At 39.3% G+C, this 23,339-nt stretch carries 17 protein-coding genes; 14 read left to right on the top strand and 3 right to left on the bottom strand.

Annotated elements, in window-relative coordinates; genetic code table 11:
* Positions 1–291: 291 nt before the first annotated feature.
* The 10 genes from J2X77_RS10120 to J2X77_RS10075 all read left to right on the top strand — a co-directional run bounded on the left by J2X77_RS10120 (position 292) and on the right by J2X77_RS10075 (position 15,950).
* Positions 292–891: an RNA polymerase sigma factor gene (locus J2X77_RS10120; RefSeq protein WP_310080593.1), complete on the top strand. Its 600-nt coding sequence runs from the start codon at positions 292–294 to the stop codon at positions 889–891.
* Between the two features lie 95 nt (positions 892–986).
* Positions 987–2,216 (top strand): FecR domain-containing protein, encoded by a 1,230-nt coding sequence (locus J2X77_RS10115; protein ID WP_310080591.1) that lies wholly within the window; start codon positions 987–989, stop codon positions 2,214–2,216.
* A gap of 94 nt (positions 2,217–2,310) precedes the next feature.
* Positions 2,311–5,619, top strand: a complete 3,309-nt coding sequence (locus J2X77_RS10110; protein ID WP_310080589.1) for a SusC/RagA family TonB-linked outer membrane protein — start codon at positions 2,311–2,313, stop codon at positions 5,617–5,619.
* Between the two features lie 12 nt (positions 5,620–5,631).
* Positions 5,632–7,056, top strand: coding sequence for a RagB/SusD family nutrient uptake outer membrane protein (locus J2X77_RS10105; protein ID WP_310080587.1), 1,425 nt, complete (start codon positions 5,632–5,634; stop codon positions 7,054–7,056).
* A 4-nt stretch (positions 7,057–7,060) separates the two neighbouring features.
* Positions 7,061–7,774 carry a DUF4843 domain-containing protein gene (locus J2X77_RS10100; protein ID WP_310080586.1) on the top strand — a complete coding sequence of 238 codons (714 nt, stop codon included), beginning with the start codon at positions 7,061–7,063 and terminating at the stop codon, positions 7,772–7,774.
* Positions 7,775–7,785: 11 nt separating this feature from the next.
* Positions 7,786–9,222 (top strand): PKD-like family lipoprotein, encoded by a 1,437-nt coding sequence (locus J2X77_RS10095; RefSeq protein ID WP_307185403.1) that lies wholly within the window; start codon positions 7,786–7,788, stop codon positions 9,220–9,222.
* A gap of 4 nt (positions 9,223–9,226) precedes the next feature.
* The gene (locus J2X77_RS10090; protein ID WP_307185404.1) at positions 9,227–10,723 is read left to right on the top strand and encodes a TlpA disulfide reductase family protein; all 1,497 of its coding nucleotides are present in this window, start codon (positions 9,227–9,229) and stop codon (positions 10,721–10,723) included.
* A gap of 218 nt (positions 10,724–10,941) precedes the next feature.
* Positions 10,942–12,102, top strand: a complete 1,161-nt coding sequence (locus tag J2X77_RS10085) for a TlpA disulfide reductase family protein (RefSeq protein WP_307185405.1) — start codon at positions 10,942–10,944, stop codon at positions 12,100–12,102.
* Between the two features lie 423 nt (positions 12,103–12,525).
* On the top strand, positions 12,526–15,465 hold the full coding sequence (locus tag J2X77_RS10080; protein WP_310080581.1) for an insulinase family protein: 2,940 nt from the start codon (positions 12,526–12,528) through the stop codon (positions 15,463–15,465).
* A 242-nt stretch (positions 15,466–15,707) separates the two neighbouring features.
* Positions 15,708–15,950: a hypothetical protein gene (locus J2X77_RS10075; protein WP_209578031.1), complete on the top strand. Its 243-nt coding sequence runs from the start codon at positions 15,708–15,710 to the stop codon at positions 15,948–15,950.
* A 121-nt stretch (positions 15,951–16,071) separates the two neighbouring features.
* Here J2X77_RS10075 and J2X77_RS10070 read toward each other — a convergent pair whose 3' ends face one another.
* A complete protein-coding gene (locus J2X77_RS10070) occupies positions 16,072–18,468 on the bottom strand; it encodes a TonB-dependent receptor (RefSeq protein WP_310080579.1) in 2,397 nt (798 codons plus the stop codon).
* Between the two features lie 286 nt (positions 18,469–18,754).
* On the opposite strand from J2X77_RS10070, the gene J2X77_RS10065 reads away from it, so the two are divergent.
* The gene (locus tag J2X77_RS10065; protein WP_310080577.1) at positions 18,755–19,603 is read left to right on the top strand and encodes an NADP-dependent oxidoreductase; all 849 of its coding nucleotides are present in this window, start codon (positions 18,755–18,757) and stop codon (positions 19,601–19,603) included.
* Between the two features lie 40 nt (positions 19,604–19,643).
* Here J2X77_RS10065 and J2X77_RS10060 read toward each other — a convergent pair whose 3' ends face one another.
* Entirely contained in the window at positions 19,644–20,177 is a 534-nt protein-coding gene (locus tag J2X77_RS10060; protein WP_209578034.1) for an AAA family ATPase, read from the bottom strand.
* A gap of 704 nt (positions 20,178–20,881) precedes the next feature.
* On the opposite strand from J2X77_RS10060, the gene J2X77_RS10055 reads away from it, so the two are divergent.
* Complete coding sequence (locus tag J2X77_RS10055) at positions 20,882–21,238, top strand: hypothetical protein (RefSeq protein ID WP_209578035.1); 357 nt, start codon at positions 20,882–20,884, stop codon at positions 21,236–21,238.
* Positions 21,239–21,412: 174 nt separating this feature from the next.
* Here the strand turns inward: J2X77_RS10055 and J2X77_RS10050 are convergent, their stop codons facing one another.
* Entirely contained in the window at positions 21,413–21,979 is a 567-nt protein-coding gene (locus tag J2X77_RS10050; RefSeq protein ID WP_209578036.1) for a fasciclin domain-containing protein, read from the bottom strand.
* Positions 21,980–22,469: 490 nt separating this feature from the next.
* On the opposite strand from J2X77_RS10050, the gene J2X77_RS10045 reads away from it, so the two are divergent.
* Entirely contained in the window at positions 22,470–22,838 is a 369-nt protein-coding gene (locus J2X77_RS10045; RefSeq protein ID WP_209578037.1) for a serine hydrolase, read from the top strand.
* A complete protein-coding gene (locus tag J2X77_RS10040; protein ID WP_209578085.1) occupies positions 22,723–23,163 on the top strand; it encodes a serine hydrolase in 441 nt (146 codons plus the stop codon). The genes J2X77_RS10045 and J2X77_RS10040 overlap by 116 nt, the downstream gene beginning before the upstream one ends.
* The last annotated feature ends 176 nt before the right edge of the window (positions 23,164–23,339 follow it).

The raw sequence follows: 23,339 nt of genomic DNA, 5'->3' as shown, positions 1-23,339 counted from the left end.
AAATATTGGAGTTTATACTAAATTGAACTACACCTGAGTGTAGTTTTAGAGTTACTTATGAAAGTTTTTTCTTAGAATCACTAATTACCGTAAGGATGCCATGTTCTCCAAGGAAGTCAAGATTTCTTTGATTGCTAATAATTTTATAAGCTTTTGTTTTTAAATAACTATTGGGGAATACTGTAGCATAGCTCATCTTAAAAAATCTATTTATATATTTGTAGGCACAGTAGAGGGGAGCAAGTGCTTCTATCACGACTGGTTTACAAACAAAGTTAGGATCTAATACCTATGAAAAGTCACATCCCTATCGACGAAATTGCCGAACTATTACTTCGTGTTTCTAATGGAGATGAACAGGCCTTTCGTACTATTTTTGAAGATTACAAAACTCCTATCTATTCTACTATTTTTAACCTGAGTGACGACGAATTCATGGCTGAGGAAGTCCTGCAGGATACTTTTATTCGACTTTGGAACTATAGGAATAAACTCATCGAAGTCGATAATTTTGATGCATGGATCTATCGTGTAGCAAAAAATGTATTTCTGACAAAGATTAAGAAAATGAGTCCGTCACAAGAGCCTCTCGACCTTATCCTACACGATATCTTCGCCACCCCCAAGATCTATAATGATATCGAATACCAGGAGTTGGAAAAAGCATTTGAACAGGCCATACAGTGCCTATCTCCGAAACAACGGATCACTTACCAACTGGTGAAGATCGAAGGCCTTTCTCGTAAAGAAGTTGCAAAGATACTTGACGTCTCGGCCGAAACTGTTAAATGGAATCTGGATGAGTCTGTTAAAAAAATAAGATCCACAATGACCGAAATGCTAAATGACCTCCCATTAGCGCTCATTTTTTTCTATTTGCAAAAAAAATAAATTATTCTCCCCCCCCCAAAAGGTGTTCTGCCAAAGTCATACTAATAAAGGGATGCAGGTTTTGAAATTTTCCGGTCCTCAATTTTATATGCCCTATGATTGATAATGATAGCTATATAGACTTGTTGATACAACGTTGTCTGGATCGTACAGCGACTGCCGAAGAGCGAAAAGTGCTGATGCGGGTATTGAAATATACAGACAATGAGCAGGTTGAAGCGAAGATTGTTGCTGCCTTTCAGCAGGAGCAGATCAGGCTAGAGCCTCCGGATTCTGTTTGGATAGCGATAGCAAGGCAGATAGCTCAAGAGACTCCGATAACACCTATTCGTAGAAATAGTGTTGTATTGCAGTTTGTGAAGTATGCTGCTGCTGTATTAGTGTTTTTAATGATTCCGCTATACTTTTTCAGGGATGCTTTGCCGCCTGCTATTACTGAGCTAAATTTAGTACGCGAGGTAAACGAGATTTTGAAAGATAATAAACCAGAGGCTACCTCGGAAGAATTTGCTGAAGAAATTCAGTTGCTTCTCTCTCAGGACAGGAGTGTAAATCTATTAGGGCAGGACTCTGCTTTACTTGCCAATGCAGAGAAATCTATTCATATAACCCGTAGCGATAACCAGATTAGCTATACACTCGAAGATAGCACCTCCCAGCTCATGGCCGGTACCACGGTATACCATACAATCAAAGTGCCTTACGGTAAACGTTTTTCTGTTAGGTTGATTGATGGTACCACGGTATTGCTTAATTCAGGCACAGCGTTGCGCTACCCTATTAATACCTCGCATGAAGATATGGATTTGTATTTATCAGGAGAAGCCTATTTTGATGTCGCCAAATCGCAGAATAGAAAGTTTAACGTACATGTTCTCGGTGATCGGCTTAAGAAGGAGCATATAGTTCAGGTATTGGGAACACAGTTCAACATCAGGGCATTCCGCAATGAGAAGCAAAGCGTAACCACCTTGTATGAAGGCTCTATTCAGGTGTCGGGACTCACAGCAGTCCCTCTGCACCTAGAGCCATCAAAACAAATTGTGGTAGATCAGCACTTTGTCATATCTGCTGCAGATATGGAGCAAAGTTCGGCTTGGAGAAACAATGTGTTTTATTTCGACAATACCCCGCTAGATGAAGTCTGCCTTGAACTGGAACGTTGGTATGGTATAAAGTTTACCTATCAAAGAAATAAAGAAACCAAAAAATTACTCGCTCAAATATCCCGAAATAAGAGCCTAAAAGAAGTACTGGATATGTTGGCCCAAACCTATGATGTTAAATACGAATTCCGTGGAAAGGAGGTTATCTTGACAGATTGACACTTACCAAATAAATAAAAAGTTATGGTTTTAAAAACCAATAATTTTTAACCCTAAACTATAAAGAACTAACCAGTCTTTACTTACACTATTTATGAAGAAATTTTTTAATAACACTAGACATAAATGCTGCCTGTTGTTTTTTTGCAGCTTTATTTTCGTGACCAATGTCTTTGGACAACAACCAAAGATAACGATTCAAAAGAAGGGTATTACGGTAGATGAACTTCTTAATGAACTTCGGAAGCAAAGCGGACTTGATTTTGTATCGCTAACTTCCAAAATCGATCATTTCCAAAGAATTGATGCGAATTTTAAAGATGAACCGCTGTATCAAGTGCTGGACAAATATTTTAATGTTCGATCGGGTGTAGTATACGTATTTAAAAATAACAGTATCATTTTGATGGATGAGCAGAAGGCCAAGATGCGCAGAATCAGCGGAGTAGTACACCGCGAAGACACAGATCGTGAGATGGCCGGTGTTTCGCTCACTTTTACCGATAAGGCAATTAAGGCTAACACAGATCAAAATGGAAAGTTTATAATCCAGGTACCCGAATATGCCAAAGCAATAGATGTCTCTTATTTAGGATTTAAAAAGAAGACCGTGCCGCTAACTTCGGCGACCAGTTATGTCATTCATTTATCGCCCACCCTCCAGGAGCTGGATGAAGTCGTCGTGACAGGTATATTCAACCGTTCTGCCGAAAGTTTTACCGGAGCCACTACAACCGTTAGTGGTGAGGAAATCAAAAAAATTAATACCAATTCGGTACTAGCTGCAATATCGGCTATAGATCCAGCCTTTAGAATGGTGGCCAGTAATCAATTCGGTGGGAATATAAATCGCCTTCCAGACGTACAGATGCGGGGACAGAACTCGTTTCCGAACCTCAGTGGCGAGCTTTCCAACAATCCCAATGAACCCCTTTTTATATTGGATGGATTTCAGGTCAACCTGCAGCGTGTCGTTGATCTCGATATGAATCTGATCAAGTCGATTACACTGCTGAAAGATGCTTCAGCTACCGCTATATACGGTTCTAGGGGGGCCAACGGTGTCATGGTCATTACCACGATACCTCCAGCGGCAGGGAAAGTACAGGTAACCTTTACAAACGATTTTAGAATAGCCACACCTGAATTAGGTGTTTACAATCTGTTGAATGCCAGGGAAAAGCTGGATTTCGAAAAGCGTGCAGGCTTTTACACCAGCACCTTCAACGTCGGTCAATTGGGCAAAGATGTACTGTACAATTCACACCTTAAAAATATTCTGGAAGGTGTAGACACTGACTGGTTGAAAATTCCAACTCAGATTGGCCGTAGTAACCGTTCTTCCTTACGTGTTCAGGGAGGCGATGAAATCTTTCGCTATGGATTGCAGTTCACTGCTGATTTGCAAGAGGGAGTAATGAAGGGACAGGATAGGGATAATTACAGCGGGCAGGTCGACCTGAGTTACAATGTCGATAAGTTCCGCTTTATGAACTCCCTGCGTGTGTTCCAAAATAAGGCTAATGTTTCTCCCTACGGAAATTTTAGCGATTATGTGAAAGCTAATCCCTATTTTTCACCGTATGATGCTGAAGGAAATATTCCATTATTGCTAGAACAAGTTTATTATCACGAATCATACGCACCTTATACGACGATAAACCCTTTATACAATACGACCTTACATTCGGTCAATAAATCGGCATACTTTGGTGTCACCAATAATTTCTCTGTGCGCTATAATATTATTCCGGGATTATTTGTGGAGTCTAATTTCAGTATCACAAAGCAGCACGATGACGCCGATCAGTTTTATTCTGCACAGGATTCTAGGTTTGCCTCTATTGCCGAGCCAAGTCGTCGCGGATCCTATACCGCTCGCACAGGAAAGTCTTTTGGTTATGAAAGTTTGACCACGGCCAATTATAATGTGCAATTCGGAAAAAGTCAAATCTTTTCGATGCTGGGGTTCAATGCTAAAAATGCTACGAGCGAATTTTACCAGATTGTAGCAGAAGGGTTTCCGTACGACCGTCTAGACAATTTGCTGTTTGCCAATCAATACCAGATGAATGGCCGACCCACGGGCGATGAAAGTACGACACGCAATATCGGTCTAGTATATTCAGGTAACTATAGCTATGACAACCGTTATCTCATGGACCTATCGGTACGTCGGGACGGTTCTTCTCAATTTGGTACAGACAGACGCTTTGGTACATTCTGGTCTGCGGGTTTAGGATGGAATATTCATAATGAGCGTTTTTTCAAAGATAGCCCCATTATTAACAAACTCCGCCTAAGGGCAAATTACGGAAGCACCGGATCGCTGAACATTCCAGCATATGGTGCTCAATTTAGGTACAGTTTCGGTGTCGGTTCTTCCTATTACGACCAGCTCGGAGCTATACTGAATAATTTAGGAAATTATAATCTTAGTTGGCAAAGTGTCTATAAGTTAAATATTGGAATGGATGCATCGTTGCTTAATCAACGTTTAGATCTTAGAATGGAGGTTTACAGAGACGATACGAGGAATGCTCTAACTTCGGTTACACTGGCCCCTTCGACCGGTTTTAGCAGCTATTCGGAAAATCTTGGCGAGCTACGGAATACCGGTATGGAATTCTCTGCGCGATATGCCATTATCAATCAAAAGGCAAAGGGTGTAATGTGGTCGGTCAATGTAAATGGATTCACGAATAAAAACATACTTAAGAAATTGTCCAACAAGTTGAAGACGGCTAACGAAGATCTGAATACGGCAAATGCGGGTCAGATTTACCCGAATGTACTGTTGGAAGAGGGCCAGTCTATGAATACGATATTTGCGGTGCGCTCCCTAGGAATTGATCCTGCCACAGGTACTGAAATGTTTTTGAAAAAAGATGGGACAACTACTTACGATTGGGATATTAAAGACAAGGTTCCGGTGGGGATACAGCAGCCGAAATGGAACGGTAACTTCGGATCTAATCTGATCTATAAAGGGTTTGAGCTGAATTTAATCTTTAACTATCAATTTGGTGGGAAACTCTATAACTATACCTTGGTAGACCGGGTCGAGAATGTGGATGTTGCGCAAAATGTAGACCGACGTGCCTACGAACTGGGATGGTCCAAGCCGGGGGATGTGTCTCTCTACAAACGTATCGTGGCTACACCCAATGCTACGAAAGCTACCTCACGGTTCGTTCAGGATGACAATAACCTGAAACTGACCTCTGCATCTTTAGGGTATAATTTTTATGGCAAGGCATTTCTAAAAAGATTGGGTTTCAATTCCCTTTCTATTACAGCATTGACAAATGATCCGATATGGTGGAGTTCTGTCCAGCTCGAAAGGGGTACGGAAAACCCATTCGCCCGCAATTATTCACTATCGCTTCGCGCGAGTTTCTAAATAGAAGAGATTATGAAAATATATGTATTTTTACTAGCATTAACGACTCTTTTGTCTCTCTCCGGATGCAGCAAGTATCTGGATGTTGAACCTAAATCCTCCGTTGCTGAGGAACAGATGTTTGCTTCTGAAATAGGGTTTGAACAGGCTTTAGTAGGGGTATACTCCCAACTCAGTAAGCAGAGCATGTATGGAGACCGGCTCTCCCTGGGTTTTGTATCAGCCTTGGCACAAAATTATACCCAATCCAGTTCGACAGCACCTTATTATGAGACACGTTCGTATAATTACAACAGCGACGAGGTCAGAAATATCCTTAGTGAGGTTTGGAGCAGCTCGTATAATGCTATTGCAGGGCTGAATAAAATTATAGAAAAGTCAACTTCTAACAAATCTGTTCTTTCTTCAAAAGGATATAATTTGATCCGTGGGGAAGCGTTGGCGTTGCGGGCTTATATCCACTTTGATCTTTTCCGTTTGTTTGGTCCCGAGTATCAAGTTGGAAAAGGACAAAAGGCTATTCCCTACGAGACGAAGGTGGATGCTTTTGCCAATGTGCCCGGGACATCGGAGCAGGTATGCAAATTGGTATTAAGCGATATTGCAGAAGCTGCAGCTCTACTTAAATCCGTCGACCCGGTTTTTGAGGATGATACCGACCTGAATACCCGTCGTATCCGATTGAATTATTATGGGGTCAAAGGATTAGAGGCTCGTGTTTACATGTATATGGGAGACAAACCGGCGGCAGCTAAAGCTGCTCAGGAAGTAGTCGATGGCGCGAAGTTTCAATTTGTCTCCAATACGGCAGTTAGTGCGGCGGCCGGATCGAAAGACAGGTTGTTCATGTCGGAGCTTGTATTCGCTCTACGCTCAAGGGATATACTTAATTGGACACAACAATATTTCAGATTCTATATAAGTTCAGGAAGAGGCCTGACACGTACTTTGGCCAATATAAACACCTTGTATGAAAATTCGACCACCGATGTCCGTAGGCTCTACTTATTCGAACAAGATCAGAGTATATTGTTTCCTTCCAAGTTTTGGCAGACTTATACACCTGTGACGGGAGAAGGATTGACCTCGTCTCAGCGACGCGATCAACTGATACCACTTATACGTCTGTCGGAAATGTACTATATATTGGCAGAAGCTGCGACTAGTCCGGCATCTGGGGCGGTTGAATTGAACAACGTACGCTCTGCCAGGGCAGTAAATAAGCTACCAGAAGACGGGTCGGTTACCGATACACAGCTACAGAACGAAATTCAGAAGGAATATCATAAAGAGTTTTATGCCGAAGGACAATATTTTTTCTATTTGAAGAGAAAAGCAATCACGCGTATGCCTTTTATGTCATCTGATGTCCCACTATCTATTTATAAATTGCCTGTTCCTGACGTGGAATTGGAGTATAATCCTACTTATCAATAAGCCTATGAAAACAATACAATATTTTATTTTTGCTGGACTACTGTTCGCATTGATGGCCTGTAAAAGACAGGATACAATCTTGTTCGAGGGCGAAGAGCGTATTTCATTCTTTATCGGTGAGTATGATGTTGATTCGACCAGTTACACTTTTGCTTTTGACCCGGTGAAAAAAGAGCGGGATACCATTTACCTCAAAATGCGTATACAGGGCAGAACGCACGATAGCGCTAGGGCGATTAAAGTTAAACCAGGTGCTGGTACCACAGCTGTATTGGGGGAAGATTTTCTTTTTCCGGAGGTAATACTTCCAGCAGATTCCATTACCATAAACTATCCGATCATATTGATCAATACCCCGAAAATGGAAGCGCAAGCTTTACGAATCGTGGCCGAAGTCGTAGCCTCCGACGATTTCTTACCGGGTGGTACTGGACAGGTTATCGATGGTACTAAAGCCATTAATTCGTACAAGATCTGGGTGTCTAACAAGCCTGAAAGACCAGTTTACTGGGACGATGCGGAATACTACTTCGGCTCTTTTTCTGCAACCCGTATACGTTTTATGATTAGCGTATTAGGAATCAACGATTTTTCGTATGATGCTATAGGGGCCTATGGATCGTATACTTATCCCGTAATTCTACGCAATGCTTTAGCAAAATACGAAACGACGAACGGCCCTTTGATCGATGAGTTTGGGCAACGCGTAACTTTTTAATTCAGCACACAATGATAGGAAATAGATTTTTAAAATATACTATAGGCTACTTAAGACTTGGTCTGATAGCTTTACTTATGCAGGGCTGCTCCTCGTTTGAACAGGATTTTGATATAACACCAATTGGTGAAGTGAAAATTCTGATGGACAAGAGCGAATACGATGTGGTACAACTGGAAAAAATACATATCCCGGTTACACTAACTGTGCCACCGGGGAAAATGGGGCGGTACACCTATCGCTGGAAAGCAATGACCAACGAAGCCATCTACATATTGTCGGATAAAAAGGATTTGGATACCATCATTAATTTGCCACCCCAGCAGTATAATATTCAATATACGGTAACCGATCTTGATAACGGTCTGGAATTTAACAAGCAGCTGTTTTTGAATGTAAATGGTGCTTTTTATGAAGGTTGGCTGGTTTCTCATAATCAAGGCGGCAAGGGCAAACTTACATTTATTCGGGCTGACGATGTGGTTTATCCGGATCCGGTAGGACAGGCAAATAACCTATCCTTTCCAGAAAACTTAAAGGCGACGTTTTACACCCAAATACCTTATAAGGCCAAATACGCATCGATAGCCAGCTTTACTGGAACAGAAATATTTCGCTTTGATCCAAATACATTTAAATTGACGGGCAAAAGTCAGGAAGTTTTTATGTCTCCAAGTGGTTATGATCGAATAGCTTGGGATAGTGGGTTAGGTGGTATAGATCAGTATTTCATTAATAAAGGTGAAATTCATGTTGGTATGGGAAGTTTTTACCCCGACGATATATTAAAGCCTTATACACCTGGCCTTGGTGGAGATTACGACTTGTTTCCTGCCGTTATTTCTTCAAACGCCCGAAAAACTTTCTTTTACGACAACAAGTATAAGCGATTTATGGAGATTCCATATTTCGGGCGGGAAATAACTCCTGCAGCCAATAGTTCAAACACAACTTTGAGCATAATGGATATGTCAAATGTAGGCAAGACTATGATAGCTGCCGAGAAAGGAAGGACTAGTTATAGTTCTGGTGTGTTTTATTTTGTATTGGAGGACAACGAAGGACGTTATGTGACGGGGATAAATAATTCGGATCCAAGTTTGTTCCAGAAAGTTCTGGATAGTCGCTGTCCTGAGTTTAGCAAGGCGAAACTGTTTGCGGCATCTGGCTTATTTCAGCATATGTATTATGCGGTAGGTAACAAAATTTATCTATACAATATAGTGGCTAATACCGCCGAGTTACTCTATAGTTTTCCAGGCTCTCAAACGATTACAGACATCGAGATTAAGCAAAAAACAAGTAGAACGCTTGCCGTAGCGACCTTGGATGGTACTACTGGCGCCCTTAACCTTTTTGATATAAACGATTTAGGTCAATTTGTTGATGGAACCCCAAAAAAGGTTTTTGGCAATCTTGGCCATATTGTCCATATAAGTTATAAATAAAATCATGAAAAAAATCAGCATTATACTAGGTCTAGTTGCACTGTTGTGTACAGCACAGGCACAGAATAAAAAAGCAGTTACGCTTCAGGAACGCCTGGCTGCTTTAACGGAGATAAAAGATACCAAAGCATTGCAGTCAGCTTTAAAAAAATTGGAGCGAAGTAAAGAAGAAGCCGACAGAATGGTGGCGTACTGGTATTACTATGGACAGAAAAATGAAGAAAAGATAGACGCGGTTCAGCAGGCAGTTATGCGAGATTTTCCGAACGGTCAACTTTCAATTCAGGAGAAGTTAAAAGAAATTAATAGCATTAAGTCGCTTGCCGAACGCGACTTTCAATTTCAAGCGCTTTTGAAGGAGTATCCCAATGCTCCTGTAAGTTTTGATATGTACAACATGGCCAATGCCTATGCTGCCGAAGGGAATGTTGAAAAGATGATCCAATATGCTACGTCTTATGCGGATAGAGCTTTGGACCGAAACGGCAACCATTTGGATAAAGCATGGGTTTTATCCAACTGTGCGCAAATTTTGAGCAGGAGTAACCCCCAAGCCGCCCTACCATACCTCGAGGATGGTCTTGCCTACCATAGATCCGATCTTTCCAAACCAGAGTTGGGAGATACCGAGCAGATCCGAAAGGAACGCCGTCGTCGAGGAGAGCAGGCATATTATATTTTGCTTAGTAGCTATGCCGATGCTTTAGGAAGAGCGGAAAGAGCAGCCGAAAGCTTACAACTCGTTGCAGCCGTGAGGCAAGAGTTGATGCTCAAACCGTCGACGGAGCAGGGTAATCTGGAGATTATGGATGGAGCCTATTTAAATGCCCTACTGGCCAACAAAAAATATGCAGATGCGCTTCCGTATCTCGAAGAACAGTATATCAAAGGTCATACTGGCGTTGTAACTGTCGATCTGTTGCAAAAAGGATACGTCGAAAGAAAAGGATCGTCGGAGGGATATGAGGAATATCAAGCTGCGTTAGACAAAACCAAAATAGCGAATGCTGAAGCCGAAATGATGAAAAAACTAGTATCAAAAGACGCACCCGACTTTGAATTGAAGGATTTAGACGGTAAAACTGTGCGACTGGCTGATTTACGTGGAAAAGTCGTCGTGCTCGATTTTTGGGCTACTTGGTGCGGTCCATGCAAGGCATCCTTTCCAGCTATGCAGAAAGCGGTAGATCAATACAAAGACGATAAAAACGTTCGCTTTTTGTTCTTGCACACTTGGGAACGAGGTGGGGGGGATGCTACGGTCAATGCCAAGAAGTATGTCATTGACAATAAATACAATTTCGAAGTGTTGATGGATCTGCGTGATCCATCAACGAAGGAGAGTGCTGTAGCGCAAGCCTACAAAGTAGACGGAATTCCAACAAAGATAATCATCGATCCACAGGGACGTATCCGGTTCGAAACATCAGGCTTTTCTGGCGACGAGGCGACCGCGGTGAAGGAACTTTCTGCCATGATTGAGTTTGCGCGAAAGAGTTAATTAAATAGAGTCTTCTAAAAATCCTTTAGGGGACTCTATTTTGTATTAACTATCGACAGCTTTTGCCCTTCCAATCAGAAGGAGAAACTACATTAGGCACTATTTAGCTACATAGAATGTTGTCCGGCTGGCAATATTTTTTTTCGAAAATCGAGCCAGCGACTGAAAATTGGAAGTAAAAAATAATAATAGATAACCTCATCATTAATAATACATATATGAAAATAAAGATAATATTAATCCAGATCGTACTTTTGTGCCCCTTTTTGGGTTTTGCTCAAAAGGAAAAAAAAGAGCATTATATCATTCATGGTCAAATTGATAGTATGCCTCAGGGAAAGCAATATGTTTATCTTTCCTCCATAGTCAGAGATCAGGAGTTCCATACCGATTCAGTACTGATGAAGGACGGAAAGTTTACATTCAGAGGCAGGGTAGACGAGCCTTGTATGGTAAATATTTACATCAATGTACCGGGACGGAAATATCCGGCTACGATGAAATTATTTTTAGAGAATGCTAAGATTAACTTGCGTGCAACTTGGGACAAGTCTGCTCATGAATATGTGAAAAATTTAAAAATTACCGGTTCTAAGGTACATGAAGAAAATGAGGATCTGTTTGATGGAGCTATGAAACGATCCGGAAGAGACAAAATTAGGGAAGCTTATTTGGAAGCCGAAAAACGGCGTGATACCGCTCAGATGCAAGCTTTAACAAGTGCAAATAGGAGCGCGCTGGAACTTTATACAAAAGAGATCAACGATTGGATAGCGGCAAATCCGCACAGTTTTGCGACGCTGCGATACAAGAGCATGATTATTCCTCCGGATGAAGCTGGATTGGATAAGTTTGAAGCTGAACTGGGCCAAATGGATTCGGTTCTCCGTTCATCTTTCCTTGCACGGACCATCTACGCCGACATTAATGAACAACGTAGCCGTCTGAAAATAGCTCCGGGAACCATGGCCATTGATTTCGTACAGCCTGACAAAGATGGAAAGCTCGTACGCCTTTCCGATTACCGAGGAAAGTACGTATTTGTTGATTTTTGGGCAAGTTGGTGTGTACCATGTCGCGCCGAAAATCCACATGTTGTAAAAGCATACAATGATTTTCATAAAAAGGGCTTGGAGGTGTTGTCTGTTTCTGTTGATGATAAGCGAGAAGCGTGGCTAAAAGCGGTAGAACAAGACCAGCTCCCTTGGACGCAAGTTTCGGATTTAAAAGGCTGGGAGAATTCTGCCAGTCGATCGTATTTGATCAAGGCAATACCCGCGAACTTCTTGATCGATCCTTCTGGGAAAATAATAGCATCCGGGCTTCGAGGTGACAATCTTCATAAAGAACTGGAGCGTGTATTCGGAAACATCAAATAATTTTTCTAATTACTTTTTATTGTTGATAAAGGCCTTTTGAACTTCGTCAACAGCTTCAAAACTCTGCTCAAGCAGAGTTTTGGATAATTTTTATTTCAAGATAAATTTGTCGTAAGTTAGTTGCTTGTTTTTCATCTCGAATTTAATACAAAGATCATATTGTATTGTGTGAATATCGGTTTATCTATTGATTTTCTGTGAGTTCTGTGCTTTGGTAGGGTAGCCAAACTGAAAAAACTGCTGCGGTAAACATATATTTTATACCTTTTCTGTTTATTTTCTTGTCTTTTTTCTTGTTTTAACTTCTTTTTCTTGTAATGCCAACTCGTCGTTGTGTTTAATGTTGTTTTTTTCGATTATTGCTGTAAATAATCTTGTATAGATAGTAGCCTTAAGTTGTCAATTAAAAAATTACTTCCAGTTATGAATCGAAAATTTAAAACGATAGCCTTCATTTCGCTATTGTTCATTACTACCGGCATCCAGGCCCAGGTAGGCAAATATGTATGGAAAGATTCCACAGAGGGTGGATATACTTATAAGTATGTGACTAACGACCCTATTCGCACCCGTTTTTACACATTAAAAAATGGTCTCACTGTTATCCTCAGCGTCAATAACAAACAGCCCCGTATTCAGACATACATTGCTACCAAGGCTGGAAGTAAAACAGATCCTAAAGATCATACCGGATTGGCGCATTATCTCGAGCATATGCTATTTAAAGGTACCGATAAGTTTGGTAGTCTCGATTGGTCGAAAGAAAAACCACTGTTGGATCAGGTTGACAATCTGTATGAAAAGTATAATCATACAACAGATGCTAATGAACGGGCGGCGATTTATAAAGAAATTGATCGCGTATCCGGTGAGGCATCTAAATATGCGATTCCTAATGAGTACGACAAGCTGATGAGTAGTATGGGCTCCAAGGGGACCAATGCGTTTACATCTTTTGAACAGACAGTATACGTGGAAGACATTCCTAATAATGTGCTCGATAAATATTTGACAGTTCAGGCCGAGCGCTTCAGGAATCCCATACTGCGTTTATTCCATACTGAACTGGAATCGGTTTACGAAGAGAAAAATATCAGTTTGGATAACGACAATAGAAAATCTATTGAAACTATTTTTGCAGCCATGTTTCCAAAAAATAATTATGGTAAACAAACTGTTTTAGGTTCTGTAGAACATCTTAAAAACCCTTCACTAAAAGCAATACGCGAATATTACAATACGTATTATGTGCCTAATAACATGGGGGTGATTATGTCCGGTGATTTTAATCCCACCGAGGTTGTTCAACGTATTGACAAGGCATTTTCCTCCATGAAACCCAAAGCTGTTCCGGCCTACACTTTTGATAAGGAACAGGCTATTACGAGTCCCATTACTAGAACTGTCATGGGACCGACAGCAGAATATCTGCTTCTGGGGTTCCGTTTTCCAGGGGCTGCCGATCCTGACGCACAAATTCTGAATCTTATGGCCAACGTGCTTACCAATGGCTCCGCAGGATTGATTGATTTGAATCTGGTTAAATCGCAAAAGTTATTGGGTGCAGGTGCATTTCCCTATGTTTTGAAAGATTATTCCATGTTGATTCTTCAAGGGAATCCAAGTTCAGGTCAGAGCCTTGATGATGTGAAGAGCCTATTGCTGAGTGAGCTCGACAAATTACGAAAAGGCCAATTTTCAGATGATCTGTTGACCTCTATCGTGAATAATGAAAAGAAAGCGCAGATCAAGTTATTTGATAATTATACCAGCACTGCTGAGCAACTCATGTCAGGCTTCACATCGGAGGTTGATTGGGCAAAAGAATTGGGATATACCGATCGTTTATCAAAAATTACAAAAGAAGATATCATACGTTTCGCTAATAAGTATTTGTCTGATGTCAACTATGTTGCTGTCTATAAACAAAAAGGGCAGGATAGCAAAGTGGATAAAGTAGTCAAACCGACCATTACACCAATTACTGTTAACCGAAATGTTGAATCTGCCTTTTTGAAGCAGATCAACGCGATGCCTGAGCAGGATATCAAACCTAAATGGATTGATTTCTCAAAAGATATGTCAACAGCTAAATTGAAAGATCTAGAAGTGTTGGCCGTTCAAAATAAAAATAATGAGTTGTTTAGCCTTACCTATCATTTTGATTTTGGAAGCTGGGACAATAAATTATTAGGCCTTGCAGTGGGATATTTAGAGTTTTTGGGCACCAAAGATAAGAGTAGCGAAGACTTTAGTAAGGCATTTTACAAATTGGCATCAGACTTTTCGGTCTCTTCGGGAAATGAAGAAAGTAGTGTTTCTGTTTCAGGGCTGAATAGTAATTTCGCAGCATCTATTGCCCTGTTGCACGATCTTATGCACAATTGCGTGGTAGACGAGGGGGCGTTCAAAGCATATATTGAACGCGTCAAAAAATCGCGGGCTAATGCCAAGGAGAATAAGGCATCCATCATGGAAGGATTAAAAGCGTATGCACGTTATGGCGCCAAAAATCCATTTAACTACACCTATACCGATCAGGAACTTGACGGATTGAAGGCATCTGAACTCGTAGCTGTGTTACATCATCTAGCAAATGCCAAACATCGCATCCTATATTATGGCCCCCAAGAGGTGACTGATCTAGTGAAAAATCTGAAACCTTTAAAACAACATGATTTACCTTATTCTGCGATTGAGAAAGGTATGAAATTTGAGGAAAAGCCTACAAACGAAAATAAAGTCTTGTTTGCCCAGTATGCGATGAAGCAGGCAGAAGTTTTTTGGGTTCGTAATTCCGGATTATTTGATAAAAACCAAATACCTACAGTGGCTTTCTTCAACGGTTATTTTGGAGGTGGCATGGGAAGTATTGTTTTTCAAACGCTGCGTGAATCCAAAGCTTTGGCCTACACCACTTATGCTTACTATGGACAGCCTCAAAAGAAGCAAAATCACGGTATGGTGGGCGCGTATATAGGAACACAATCTGATAAGTTTAAAGATGCCGTTAGCGGTATGAATGAGCTTTTGAATGAGCTTCCAGAATCAAAGGTAGGACTAGAATCAATTCGCACCAATTTACTAAAATCGTTGGCAAGTGAACGGGTTACTGGGGCAGGCATTCTTTCCAGTTATTTGGCCGCACAACGTCGTGGACTTACAGAAGATGCTAGAAAGATAATTTTTGAGAAGCTTCCTCAGCTGACATTTTCAGATCTTAAAGCATTCCATACCGATAATATCAGTCATAAACCGTATATCTACTGCATTATAGGCGATGAAAAGGACTTAAATGAAGGTATGATGTCTGGGTTGGGAAATGTCAAAAAATTAACTCTTGATGAAATATTTGGATATTGATCCAAATAAAAAAATGTTTTAATGTTTATAGTTTATCGGGGCACATCTATTTTGATGGCCCCTTTTTTATTCATTAGCGCTATTTTACGATCAGCTAAATATCATAGCCGCAATAATGGAGTACTTCGCTTTAATCTAATGATTTTATTGCTTAAATTAGGTCTATGAAAATTAAATTTTTAACCATTTTAACTCTTTTAACGACCTTTTTATCTGCTTGCTCTGGTACCCGAATTGCCACAATGAGGAAATCGAAGATGGAGCAACTTGAACTGGGGATGTCTAAATCGCAGGTTGTTACTATTTTGGGTGCATCCTATTCAATATCGCAAAAAGAAGTTAGCAATAATAAGGATACTATAGAGGTGATTTCCTATAGAAATGTTCCTTTTGATGATGAATTCTATTTGTTTCGGTTTAAGAATAACAAATTGGAGAAATGGCATCGAGAATTTCAGCCTATGTACAAAGAAATAAAACCATAGATTTTATGCTTTCTGCTGTTATCAATTTACTGAAGCGCACCTACAATACAGGTTAAGACTTAGGCGTAACGTTATAACGTATTAAAAAAGGCCCGCTAAATTTCTGCGCGCCTTAATTTTTTTAGAATTGATATTTCACTGATGCTACAAAGTTTCGCGTCGGTAATGGATTATCATTTATTCCCCAAATTTTTTGGTTACCAATGTTGTTTATCTTGAGCGCCAATCTTACTTTAGAAAGCTCATAGAATACTGTTCCGTCGGTTAGAAAATATGCATCAGTTTTTGGATCAAGCGTATACTTATTGATTTCACCAACGTAATTTGTTCCACCGCCCAATCCAAAGTTTTGAGCAATACCAGTTGAAAATTTGTAGGTCAACCACAGATTGCCGTAGTCAGCCGGCAGGTAGTTTCTACTGGTAGCATCATGGCCATTTTCATCTTTGTTAGTGAAAGTGTTCTTGTTATAGCCATATCCGGCAGTAATATGTAATCCGTCAAAAGGAGTTGCTTGTAGATCGACCTCATAACCTTTACTTTTCTGCTTAGAATCTTGGAAGGTATACCCTTTTTGGTTTGTCCGTACAGCGTTGTTGATGGCAATGTTAAAGAAACTGACTGTCGCACTCAATCTACTGTTAAACAAATCTGATTTTAGCCCGAATTCCAATTGATTTCCGGTAGTAGGCTTTACGTTAAACAGCGTTGCATCAGGCTGTCTGACAGGAGCATTATTTTGAAATCCATTGGTGTAATTTCCAAACACACTAAACTGATCTTTTAATAATTGATAGACAGCCCCAAATTTGGGAGATAATGCAGTCTGATTATAACCGCCGTTAAAATCACCCCGCATAACTGCGGTTCCCTTATTGTTCAGCCGGTCTACCCGCAGTCCGAGAAGTATTGACAATCTATCCGTCAAATTGGTTACACTGGAAGCGTATGCTGCATAAACAGAACTTTTTGTTGTCTGATAACCGTTTATCAGTGTCTCCCGCTTTGCTTTGATTTTTGCTAGCGATAGCGGGGAATAGGCTTCTGCAATCGTAATAACATCTTTATACTCTTCGCCCACATATCCCTTATCAACAGCGTTATAATGATACACATCGAGTCCTAGGACAACCTTGTTCTTTAGACCACCCAAGATAAAATCACCATTAAAAAATTGTTGAAATTGGTAGACATTTTCATCTGTTGCCGAACTGCTTGCTGTTCGTTCCACTTGGGTAGGCGATAAAAAACGAGCTCGCGTATATACGCCCTCATTAATGTTATTGCTATTTAAGGAAGCGATAGTCGTGGATTTCCAATTGTCCGAAATCTGATAATCTGCTTTTGTGAAGATATTTATCCCACCACCATCAAAGATAGCATCATTGCTTCCCAGCGATTGATTATGTTTGAGTGGAAGTTCTTTTATGTTTTTCAAACCCAATGCGCTGTAATCGATGTAAGGAAGCATGCTCATTTTGGCATTTGTTAATTCCGTATTAAGCGAAATATTCAACTTTTCATTGACCTTAAAGAGAAAGGATGGTGCCACAACGTACCGCTTGTTGAACCCCCAGTCCATAAAAGTATTTTCAGATTGATAAGCCGCGTTTAGGCGAAATAATACAGACTTATCGCTTTTGAGCGGCGTATTTACATCCGCCGCAATACGTTGGAGATTGTAGCTTCCAAGGGTATAATCGATTGCTGTTCGAGTGGTTTCAAAAGGTTGCTTTGTAACCAGGTTGATAAGTCCGCCAAAAGAAGTCGTACTGTTGCCATACAATGTCCCCGCAGGCCCCTTTATGGCTTCGGAGCGTTCAACAACGGCAGGATCAATACCCGACCAATTTGAGGATGCAACGCCATTTCGCATCCGCACACCAGTCCAAAAACCGCGGAGCACCGTATAAGCAAATCCGTTATTGACAAATCCATAGGCAACACCGCCTCCAGCAATATTACGTAACGATTGTTTATAATCTGTCGTAATCTGCTGTTCCATAATTTCCTTACCAACGATATTATAGACTTGTGGTGTCTCTAAATCCTTTAGAGGCATACGGGATATAAACTCTGATTCTTTTTTTGTTGTCTTGAAATTTCCGTTCACGATGATCTCCTGTAACGTTCGGCTATCTTCTGAAAGAACAAAGTCAATTCGCATATCATTTTCAGCGAGTGAAACAACTTGCTCCTGATGTTTTAATCCGACGTAAGATGCGACGACAGTATAATTTCCAGGAGAAAGGTTATTAAACCTAAATTGACCAGTCTCATCAGCTACGGTAGATTTTTTATGGTTTTTTAATGTGATGGAAACTTGTGGAGCAGGTTTCCCGTCAGAAGTACTCACTTGACCACTTATTGTTAGCTTTTGGGCTAATGAAATCTGTGCTACAAATAAAAATGTTATAAAAGCAATTGTTCTCAATATGGCTATTAAATTCTTATTATCCTTTATTTCTTTCGCAAAATTGATCTGTGTTAGCACTATGCTATTGGTAAATACTTTCATGGCTAGTAATGTTTCTATTTTCTAATCTGATATGGTTCAAATATATTTATAATTAATCTAAATAATAACAATAATTTTTATGAATTATATTTTATTGATGATGGCGTATTTGATAGATGATTAAAATAGAATTTAATTGCCATTTAAGGACGAAGTAATTCTACCTTCTCAAGGAGTACTTAAAGATATTTAAATGTCTTATTATTTGTGTTTTAAGTTATTTTTTAAGGTGTAGATCGGGTTAAAAAATAAAGAATGGGAATTTAAAGTATTGATTCCGTACAAAATGCCACTTGTCCTAGGTCATGATCTGGCAGGTGTAGTTGTTGAAACGCGAAAAATGGTGACGAAATTCAAGGTAGGTGATGAAGTTTATGCTCGTACGGCAGAATTTAGCATCGGAACTTTTGCAGAGTTTATAGCCTTCGATCAGGCAGATGTTGCGCTGAAACCAAAAAACATTACGATGGAAGAAGCGGCTTCTATACCACTGGTTGGATTGACAGTATGGCAGGCATTCTTTGAAAAAGCAAACCTGAAAAAAGGGCAAAAAGTCTTTATTCAGGCCGAATCTGGCGGTGTCGGGACCTTTGCGATCCAGCTGGCTAAGCATCTGGGGCTGAAAACAGCCACCACAACTAGCCGTAAAAACTTTGACTTGGTTAAATCAGTAGGGGCAGATGTTGTCGTCGACTATAAAACGCAGGATTTTGAGAACGAGCTCAAAGATTATGATTATATTTTGAACAGTCAGGATAATAAAACCCTACTAAAATCAATCAATATTCTTAAACCAAAGGGACAGCTTGTTTCTATTTCAGGCCCGCCAACAGCTGAATTTGCCAAAGAAATGGGGTTTCCATGGATGATGAAGTTTATATTCAGTATGCTAAGCGGTAAGATCCGAAAAAAATCGAAGCAACGAAATATCCACTATTCTTTTTTGTTTATGAAAGCCAGTGGGACTCAACTTGAGGAAATAACAAAATTGATTGAAAGTGACGCAATCAGACCAATAGATGCCACGGTAGCGGCGGCGTGCTTAATCGCCGTTATCTCTACTATCGCTATCCTGTACCAACGAGGAAGAGAGAGGAATTATCCCCTGGGGCAGCTTGATTTCCAAATGGAGTGACGCTTCACTGGTACATTAGTTCATAGCATCCCAACATAAGTTATATGTGATTTAAAACAAAATTATATCTGCTCTCAACAGAGCCAGTTGGAACTGTGATTACATCATATCCCAGATCGATATAAGTATCTTTCATTTTGCAATAAGTATTAACGGCTTCTTCCCAGCTTTGCTTTCGCTCCATATCAGTTTCATAAATTTCAGCCCATGGCGGTAATATGAAAACCTTTCTGTTATAAACTGAATCCTTTACAGTTTTATTTTGGTCATCAGTTACAGGTATATTTTCCATTTTCATGTAGCATAATGTATCCACCAGTCCACGATCAAAAAAGACCGTTTTATTGCAACTAACATTGAAAATTTGATGATAAGCCTCTAGCGATTCCTTAAACATCAGTTGTGCATATACGTATTTGTTTTTCCAAGGAACGCCATCACCATTTTTATTCACTTGATCTTTAATGATGGCTCGAGCAGATTCAGGAACAATTGAAAAGCCCTTTTTATTAAGAAAGTCAACCAATGTTGTTTTGCCAACACCAGGCCCGCCTGTGATAATATATAGATTCATTTTTCTATTGGAGTTTTATTTTCATATTATACGCTTTGGAAGGAAATGGCCATACTATTCAAGTATTCAGCCATTAATCTAGCGATTTTATTTCTTATATTAGAAATATGAATACAAATTTTATAACCATTTTAGCTCTTTTAACGGTCTTTTTATCTGCTTGTTCTGGTACCCGAATTGCCACAATGAGGAAATCGAAGATGGAGCAACTTGAACTGGGGATGTCTCAATCGCAGGTTGTTACTATTCTGGGGTCGTCCTATTCAATTTCGTAAAAAGAAGTTAGCAATAAGGATACTATAGAATTGATTTCCTATAGAAATATTCCTTTTGATGATGAAACGGTTCAGGCTCTAGAGGATTCGATATTATATTGTATGCCAATTGATCAGTTGGATAATCTGCTTCATTAAAAAAGTAAATAGTTATTATTTGCTTGAAAAATAGTTTCCTTCTAGAAGCATATGAATCCAAAAAAATATACTTTATATTTAATGATGGCTAAAAGTAATGTATTTACGTTCAACCAGGTTTTACCTTATCCCACAAGTTGGAGCCTTTTCATTATTATTCCATGTTTGGTATGCTATAGTATCTTATACTATATATTTTTTAAGGCAATATTCCATCTGTCGCTCATGATATTTTTCATGCTCATGTACTTAGGTACATGTTATATTATTTTAAAAGCGCTCTCCGTACGTATGACAATTTGGTTTGATGGAGATTTTATGTATGTACAAAAAGGAGATGGAGCTCCGAAGAGGTTCTTAAAAAATAATATTTATGGATTTTATGCTTACAATTATGAAACCGAAGCAGCTGCCTTAAAAACCTCGAAGATCTATTTCAGGTTCTGCGTGACAAATGGGAAAGATATTTATTTAAACGATGTTGAATATAAAAACAAGTATGATGACATTAAGGGCAGCAATCTGAAGAAATTTCTGAAATCAGCACAAACAGAACTGCAATTTTCAAAAGTCAGTACACATAGTCTTCAAAATATATACTGGTACTACAATCAAAAAAAGAGCGCTATTATGGCGGGGAAGATGTAGCATATTAATTTTAAAGAAAGGATTACTCTACCAAACCAGTACACATTGAATGGTACAAAAGAATAGAACGAGCAATGCCAACATTGCTCGTTACACTTTCATTTACGTTAGACCGCTATGGTAAAAAAATCATTGGATTTTTCCTATCAAGAATTGATTTTGTGCACATCCTATTTAAGGCATCAATACAGCATCTATCACATGGATTACCCCATTCGATTGATTGACGTCAGCAACCGTTACTTTTGCGCTATTACCTTTTGCGTCTTTTACATAAACGTCTTTCCCTTTCATCCAAAAATTAAGGTCGCCACCTTGCACTGATTTGGTTACATAAGTTCCTTTGCCAACCTTAATTGCTTGAACGATCTGCGGAGCGCTCCATTTCCCGGGAATCACGTGATAGGTCAATATTGAAGTTAATTGAGCCTTGTTTTCTGGCTTCATTAAATTATTTAGAGTCTCTTTGGGTACTTTAGCAAAAGCGTCATTCGTAGGAGCCAAAACTGTAAAAGGACCAGGCCCCTGTAAGGTTTCCACAAGTCCAGCAGCTTTTACTGCAGCGACCAAAGTCGTATGAACTTTAGAATTAACTGCATTCTCAATAATGTTTTTGGAAGGATACATCGGTGCACCACCCACCATAACAGTCTTTTCCTTTGTTTGAGCTTGGCTCATGTAAGTGCTTCCCAATAATGTTGCTGCAGTGGCAGCTGCCCATAAGATTGATTTAATTTTCATGATCGTTATTTTTTATATGTGATTTAAAAGTTTTATACGATCATTTACGATAAAACGGAAAGTTTGGATTTTGGTGATCGATAAAATTTTAAAACAATACGTAGCAAAAGAAGATAGTATCGTGAGTAGCCAAATGTAGCTTCTCTTCATAATTTACCGCGGTCTATACCGAGGTGATTACTGAATAAATCAGATAATATTTTTTCCATTTCACTCTTATTAAAAGTCTTTGAATTGTGTCTAAATTTCAAGTATCTTTCTCTCGTTATTTTTTTACTAATTGTCCAACGGTTTGCAAGTCAATTAGATTACTGTAAAGCCACCAATCTTAGATTATTATCAAAAATATTAAACAATGACTACCCGATAAATCAATGATTAACGTAAATTAGATAAGTCCAATACAGTTGTGGGACAATTGAAAACATACAAATAGATCTTTCAATCAATCCTTTATATGTATTTGCTAAAATGTGTTAAGAATATCTCCGTGCTTATTGTATTATTTGCTTTTCTCGGTAATACGACACTGGTTGCTCGAGAAAAGTTAGATGCCTATTTTGATCATCTTTTTCAAAATAATAAAATGATGGGAACTGTAGCTGTAATGCTAAAAGACAGTTTATATTATACAACTTTAATAGGCTATGCCGATGTTGATTCCAAAAGAAAAAACGATAGCAATACAAAATTTCGTATTGCATCCAGTACAAAAACTTATACGGCTGTTTTAATTCTTATGTCTGTGGAAGGACAAAAAATCCCTTTGGAAACCTATCTTTCAGCATTTTATACTGGAGAAAGTATACCAGAAATCTTATGCAGCGTTATTACAGGAAAAGATATGCAAACCTCTTAAATTATGCTATACTTATTTCTCAGCAGAAACAGATGTAAATAAACACGAAGCAATGTCGTATAATATTCAAAATAAGTATATTAGAAATTCAAAAGTAAATTTTTCCAATCATCCTGCTAGCGGTGGTATAGCGACAACAGCATTAGAACTTAATAGATTTCTTTCAGGCCTGTTTGAGGGTAGGTTAATTTCAAAGCAAAGCCTTGAGCTGATGCTACCCGAAAATAAGGGTGAATATGGAATGGGGATTAAAAAAGCAAACTTTAAGAATCCAATAGGGTATATTCACGGTGGCAGAATTGAAAACTATTTCTCGGATTACTGATATTTTCCTGCAGAAAAGCTGGGTATCGTCACTTTGTGCAATGCCTTTAATATTAACCGTAGTCAAATACAAAATACACTCATTCAATATGTTTACGGCACAGACCCCATCTTACTTGATTTCAATAAAACCAAAGACCTGACCGAAGATCAGTATCGCGAGATCGCAGGGACTAT

The organism is Sphingobacterium sp. 2149, from assembly GCF_031455655.1.
Classification (GTDB): domain Bacteria; phylum Bacteroidota; class Bacteroidia; order Sphingobacteriales; family Sphingobacteriaceae; genus Sphingobacterium.
Note: the sequence above shows the minus strand (reverse complement) of the source record. Positions and strands in the feature narration are given on the sequence as shown.